Genomic DNA, 5,154 nt, shown 5'->3' with positions numbered 1-5,154 from the left:
CGGGGGCGACGTAGACGAGCTGGGCGGTGGTGCCGTCGCGGGCCTCCTTGCCGGCGGCGCGCGTGAAGCCCTCGAGCGCACGCTGGGCCGTCGCCTCGCGGGGGGTGTCGCAGTCCGACGGCGGGGTGCCGAGCACGATGACCCGACCGCAGCTCCGCACCTTGCGGAAGCTGGGGGAGAAGAAGCGGTGGATCTCACCGAGCTGGGTGGAGTCGGTGATACCGGTGGCGTCGAACACGAGCGCCTTGAAGCGCAGGTCCGAGGGGGCGTCGGGGTTCCACACGGCGGCGTCGAGGCCGGCGTCGGCCGCGGCGCTGCGCAGGTCGTCGCGCAGCTCGGTCGCGGTGGACGCCCCGACGCGCTCGAGCACGTCGGCGACCGGGCCGGCGAGCCGGCCCCCGGGCGCCGCGCCGAGCAGCACGGTGCCCTCGACGACGGCGTCGCCGGGCTCGTGGCGGTCCAGCAGGACCGGCGCGGGCAGCCCGATCTGCTGGACGAGCTTGCGCCCGAACGGGTTGGTGGCGATCTGGGTGTAGGTGTCAGGCATGGCTGGTGGGCTCCCTTACTTCTCGAGGATCGCGACGACGCCCTGGCCGCCGGCTGCGCAGATGGAGATGAGGCCGCGGCCGCCGCCGCGCTCGTTGAGCTCCTTGGCGAGAGCGGCGACGATCCGCCCGCCGGTGGCGGCGAACGGGTGGCCGGCGCCCAGCGAGGAGCCGTTGGGGTTCAGGCGGTCGCGGTCGATCTGCCCGAGCGCGCCGTCGAGGCCCAGGCGATCCTTGCCGAAGACCGGGTCCTCCCACGCCTTCAGCGTCGAGACGACCTGCGAGGCGAACGCCTCGTGGATCTCGACGACGTCGAACTCCGAGAGCTTCGCGCCCTGGCGGGCGAGCAGGCGGGGGGCCGCGTACACGGGCGCGGTCAGCAGGCCGTCGTCGCCGTGCACGTAGTCTACCGCGGCGGTCTCGGCGTCGACGAAGTACGCGAGGACGGGCAGGCCACGCTCCTTCGCCCACTCCTCCGAGGCGAGCAGGACGACAGAGGCGCCGTCGCTCAGCGGCGTGCTGTTGCCGGCGGTCATCGTCCCTTCGGGGCCGCCGAAGACCGGCCGCAGCTTCGCGAGCTTCTCCACGGTCGAGTCGGCGCGCAGGTTCTGATCGCGCTGCAGGCCGAGGAACGGGGTGAGGAGGTCGTCCTGGAAGCCCCGGTCGTAGGCGGCCGCCAGGCGCTGGTGGCTGGTGGCGGCGAGCTCGTCCTGCTCGGCGCGGGTGACGCCCCACTGCACGGCGGTCAGGGCAGCGTGCTCGCCCATGGACAGGCCGGTGCGCGGCTCCTCGTTGCGCGGGATCGCCGGGACGATCTGCCCGGGGCGCAGGCCGGCGAGGGCCTTCAGGCGGTCGGTGTTCGTCCTCGCGTTGTTGAGCTTGATCAGGACCTGGCGCAGGTCGTCGTTGATCGCCAGCGGCGCGTCGGAGGTCGTGTCGACGCCGCCCGCGATACCGGACTCGATCTGGCCGAGCGCGATCTTGTTGGCGACCTGGATGACCGCCTGCAGGCCGGTGCCGCACGCCTGCTGGATGTCGACCGCCGGGGTCTCGGGGGACAGCCGGGATCCGAGCACGGTCTCCCGCGTGAGGTTGAAGTCGCGGCTGTGCTTGAGCACGGCGCCGGCGACGACCTCGCCGATGCGCTCGTCCTCGAGCTTGAACCGGCTGACCAGCCCGTCGAGCGCGGCGCTCAGCATGTCCTGGTTCGACGCCTGGGCGTAGGCGCTGTTGGAGCGGGCGAACGGGATGCGGTTGCCGCCGATGATGGCGACGCGTCGGGTGTCGGGCATGGTCTCTGTGGGTCCTTGATGTCGGGGGATCGGGCGGACGGGGATCCGCGGGTCAGGTCCGGGCGCGGCGGGCGATGCCGGGCTCGACGGTGGTGATGAGCAGGTCGGCGACCTCGGCGGCGGTGAGCGCCTCGGTGTTCCGCAGCCACCAGCGGGCGAGGCCCTCGGCCGCGCCGAGCAGCGCGTGCGCCATGGCGTCGGACTGGGCTGCGGTGTGCGCCGGCAGGACGCCCTGGACGGCCGCGGCGGCGAGCGCCGCGAGCTGCTCGCGGTGGCGGGACATCTCCACCTCGATCTCTCCGCCGACGGGGACCGTCGGGTCGTAGAGGACCTGCCAGGCGGCGCGGTCGGCGTCGAGGAACTGCAGGAAGGCCCGCATGCCGGACCGCAGGGCCTCGCCCGGGTCCGGCGCCGTGGTGAACGCCTCGGTGACCGCGGCCTGCAGGCCGTCGGCGCCGCGCTCCACGCAGGCGAGGAACAGCCGCTCCTTGTTGCCGAAGTAGGTGTAGAGCAGGGGCTTCGTGACGCCGACCTCGGCCGCGACCTCGTCCATGGTCACCGCCCCGTAGCCGCGCGCGGCGAACAGCGCATGGGCGACGTCGAGGATCTGGGCCTCCCGCTCCGGGCGAGGCAGTCGTGGCGGCCGAGCCGTGCTCACGTCCAACAGGTTACCCACATATAAATTTGTATGTCGGTAACCACGCTTCGCCGGACGACGTCGCGTGCGCCACGTCGGTCGGCGGCCGGGTGTCGCGGGGGTGCCGGGCGGGTAGTCCCGAGGGGATCGATCACCCTCGTCCCCGGAGCGCACATGAAGATCCTGATGGTCCTGACCTCGCACGACGAGCTCGGCGACACCGGCAACAAGACGGGCTTCTGGCTCGAGGAGTTCGCGGCCCCGTACTACGTGTTCAAGGACGCGGGGGTCGAGCTGACGCTCGCGTCCCCGGCCGGCGGCCAGCCGCCCCTGGACCCGTCGAGCGACGAGCCGGACGCGCACACCGACGACACCCGGCGGTTCAAGGCCGACGAGGACGCCCAGCGCGCGCTCGCCACGACGGTCAAGCTCGACACCGTCGCGCACGACGAGTTCGACGCCGTCTTCTACCCGGGCGGCCACGGTCCGATGTGGGACCTCGCGGAGGACGAGCACTCCATCTCCCTGCTGGAGTCGTTCGACCGTGCCGGCAAGCCGCTGGCCCTCGTGTGCCACGCGCCTGCGGCGCTCAAGAACGTGAAGGGGAGCGACGGCGAGCCCCTCGTCAGGGGGCGCAAGGTCACGGGCTTCGCCAACGGCGAGGAGGAGGCCGTCGGCCTGACCGATGTCGTCCCGTTCCTCATCGAGGACGAGTTCCAGCGCCTCGGGGCGGCGTACCAGAGCGGCGAGGACTGGGGCGTCAACGTCGTCACCGACGGATCGCTGATCACCGGGCAGAACCCGGCCTCCTCCGGTCCGGCCGCCCAGGCCCTGCTGGACCGCCTGCGGGCCTGACCTCGTCGAAGCCCGCCCGCCAGCTCGAGCGCGGCGCCCGTCGCCCGGCGGCGCGCGGCGCCCGCGCGCCGGCCCGGCCTAGGACCCGACGAGCTTCTTGCGCGCCGCCGCCGTCAGCGGGCGGTAGCCCGAGCGCGAGAGGTCCCGGACCCACACGCGCTTGGGCTTGCCGCTGGGCGTCGGCTGCGGCACGCCCGCCGCGGTCAGGGGGCCGGCGGTCGGCCGGTACCAGGTGGTGACGGGGATCTCGTCCACGATGTGCACGATCCGCGGGCGCTGATCGACGGCCAGCACGCCGAGCGCGTCCTCGATGTCGGCGACGGTCACCTCGAACCCCGGACGGACGGTGATCGCGGCGATCGCGATGGCGGCCGCGTCCTCGCGGGGCTTCACCCCGTAGGCGATGGCCAGGTCGACGGCGGGAATGTCGTACAGGGCGTCCTGGATCGGGGTCGCCGCGACGAGACCGCGCTCGGTGCGGATCAGCGCGGGCACGTGGTCGACGAGCCAGTGATCGCCGTCGGCGTCCCGGCGGAAGAGGTCCCCGGTGGCCAGCCACGCGTCACCACGGCGGAACACGCCCCGCAGCGGACTGCCCGTGGTGGGCACCCCGGGCTCGACGCGCGACAGCAGCATCCCGACCTCGTCGGCGTCGCAGACCCGCGCGAGCCCGTCCTCGCCCTCCAGCAGGCGGCCCTCCGCCGGGTCGTAGGCCGCCACGCGAACCTCGGCGCTGCCGGGCAGTCTGCGCCCGAGGGCGCCCGGCTTCGCGCCGGTCAGATTCACCAGGATGGCGTCTCCCTCGGTGGCGGCGTAGAACTCGATCACGCGCGCCGGCGCGAACCGCTGCAGCACGCGGCGCCAGAGGCCGCGCGGCATGCCGGATCCGATGAACAGCCTGACGCCGTGGTGCTTCTCGGCGGGGTGGGGCGGCGCCTCGACCAGGTCACGGAGCAGCGTCCACGTGTAGCCGGCGACGGTGACGCCGTAGCGGCGAGCCTCGTCCCAGAAGGTGTTCGGGTCGAACTCGCGCGCCATCGCCAGGCGCGAGCCGCCCGCGATCGCGCCGCCGATCGACATCAGCAGGCCGGACGGGTGGTGGATCGGCGTGACGCTGTAGACCGTGTCGCCCTCGCCGAGCGCGGCCGACGACGCGGTGCCGAACGCGGAGAGCGCCCAGCGGCGGTTCGTCACGCGCGTGGCGCGGGTCCGGGCGCCCTCGCCGGTGAACAGGACGAACGCCAGGTCCGAGGCCTTGCCGGGGTTGGGCCGGTACCACGCGGGCAGCTCGACCGCGTCCGGGTCGATCCGCTCCATGTCGGTGACGTCCGGGCCGAGGTCCCGCTCCTCGCCGCCGCCGCCGAGCACGAAGACGTGAGCGCCCTTGGCCTTGACGGCGATGTGCATGTGGTCGGGGTCGGCGATGAGCTTCGTGCACTGCCCGAGCTCGACCTCGCGCGACGCGTCGCCGTCCGGCCGCAGCAGCACGCCGACCGCCCCCAGGCGACTCAGCGCGGCGACGACCGTCAGCGCGGACGGCCGGGTCGCCATCAGGACGCCGACGTGCTCGCCCTGACGCACGCCGATCGAGACCAGGCCGCGGACGACGTTGTCGATGCGGCGCTTGGCGTCGCGCTGCGAGTGCGCGCGGTCCTCGAACAGGAAGCAGACGGCCTCCGGCGTTCGGCGCGCCTGCTCGTCCAGCAGCAGTCCCAGCGAGATGCGGGTGCCGGGCGCGATCTGCTCGAGGCGGGCCAGGCGGGGCAGCTGCGTCGCCGCCTCGCGGGCGACCTCCCGGACCGACCGCACGGTGCGCGAGGCGCCG

4 protein-coding genes and 1 pseudogene are annotated in these 5,154 nt (G+C 73.7%); 1 reads left to right on the top strand and 4 read right to left on the bottom strand.

Annotation, left to right across the window (positions count from 1 at the left end):
- From ABYE80_RS16765 to ABYE80_RS16755, 3 genes and pseudogenes are all read right to left on the bottom strand, one after another.
- Window positions 1-547 (bottom strand): annotated as a pseudogene (locus tag ABYE80_RS16765) (short chain dehydrogenase); the annotation flags it as partial.
- A 15-nt stretch (window positions 548-562) separates the two neighbouring features.
- Window positions 563-1,837 (bottom strand): acetyl-CoA C-acetyltransferase, encoded by a 1,275-nt coding sequence (locus ABYE80_RS16760; RefSeq protein WP_372791449.1) that lies wholly within the window; start codon window positions 1,835-1,837, stop codon window positions 563-565.
- Between the two features lie 52 nt (window positions 1,838-1,889).
- Window positions 1,890-2,495, bottom strand: coding sequence for a TetR/AcrR family transcriptional regulator (locus ABYE80_RS16755; protein WP_372791448.1), 606 nt, complete (start codon window positions 2,493-2,495; stop codon window positions 1,890-1,892).
- A 153-nt stretch (window positions 2,496-2,648) separates the two neighbouring features.
- On the opposite strand from ABYE80_RS16755, the gene ABYE80_RS16750 reads away from it, so the two are divergent.
- Window positions 2,649-3,329, top strand: coding sequence for a type 1 glutamine amidotransferase domain-containing protein (locus ABYE80_RS16750; RefSeq protein WP_372791447.1), 681 nt, complete (start codon window positions 2,649-2,651; stop codon window positions 3,327-3,329).
- 78 nt (window positions 3,330-3,407) lie between these two features.
- Here the strand turns inward: ABYE80_RS16750 and ABYE80_RS16745 are convergent.
- Window positions 3,408-5,154, bottom strand: a 1,747-nt coding sequence (locus ABYE80_RS16745) for an AMP-binding protein (protein ID WP_372791446.1), incomplete at its 5' end; no start/stop codon positions are given.

The organism is Paraconexibacter sp., assembly GCF_041602235.1.
In the GTDB taxonomy this organism is placed as follows: domain Bacteria; phylum Actinomycetota; class Thermoleophilia; order Solirubrobacterales; family Solirubrobacteraceae; genus Paraconexibacter.
This window is presented reverse-complemented; position numbering and strand designations above follow the sequence as displayed.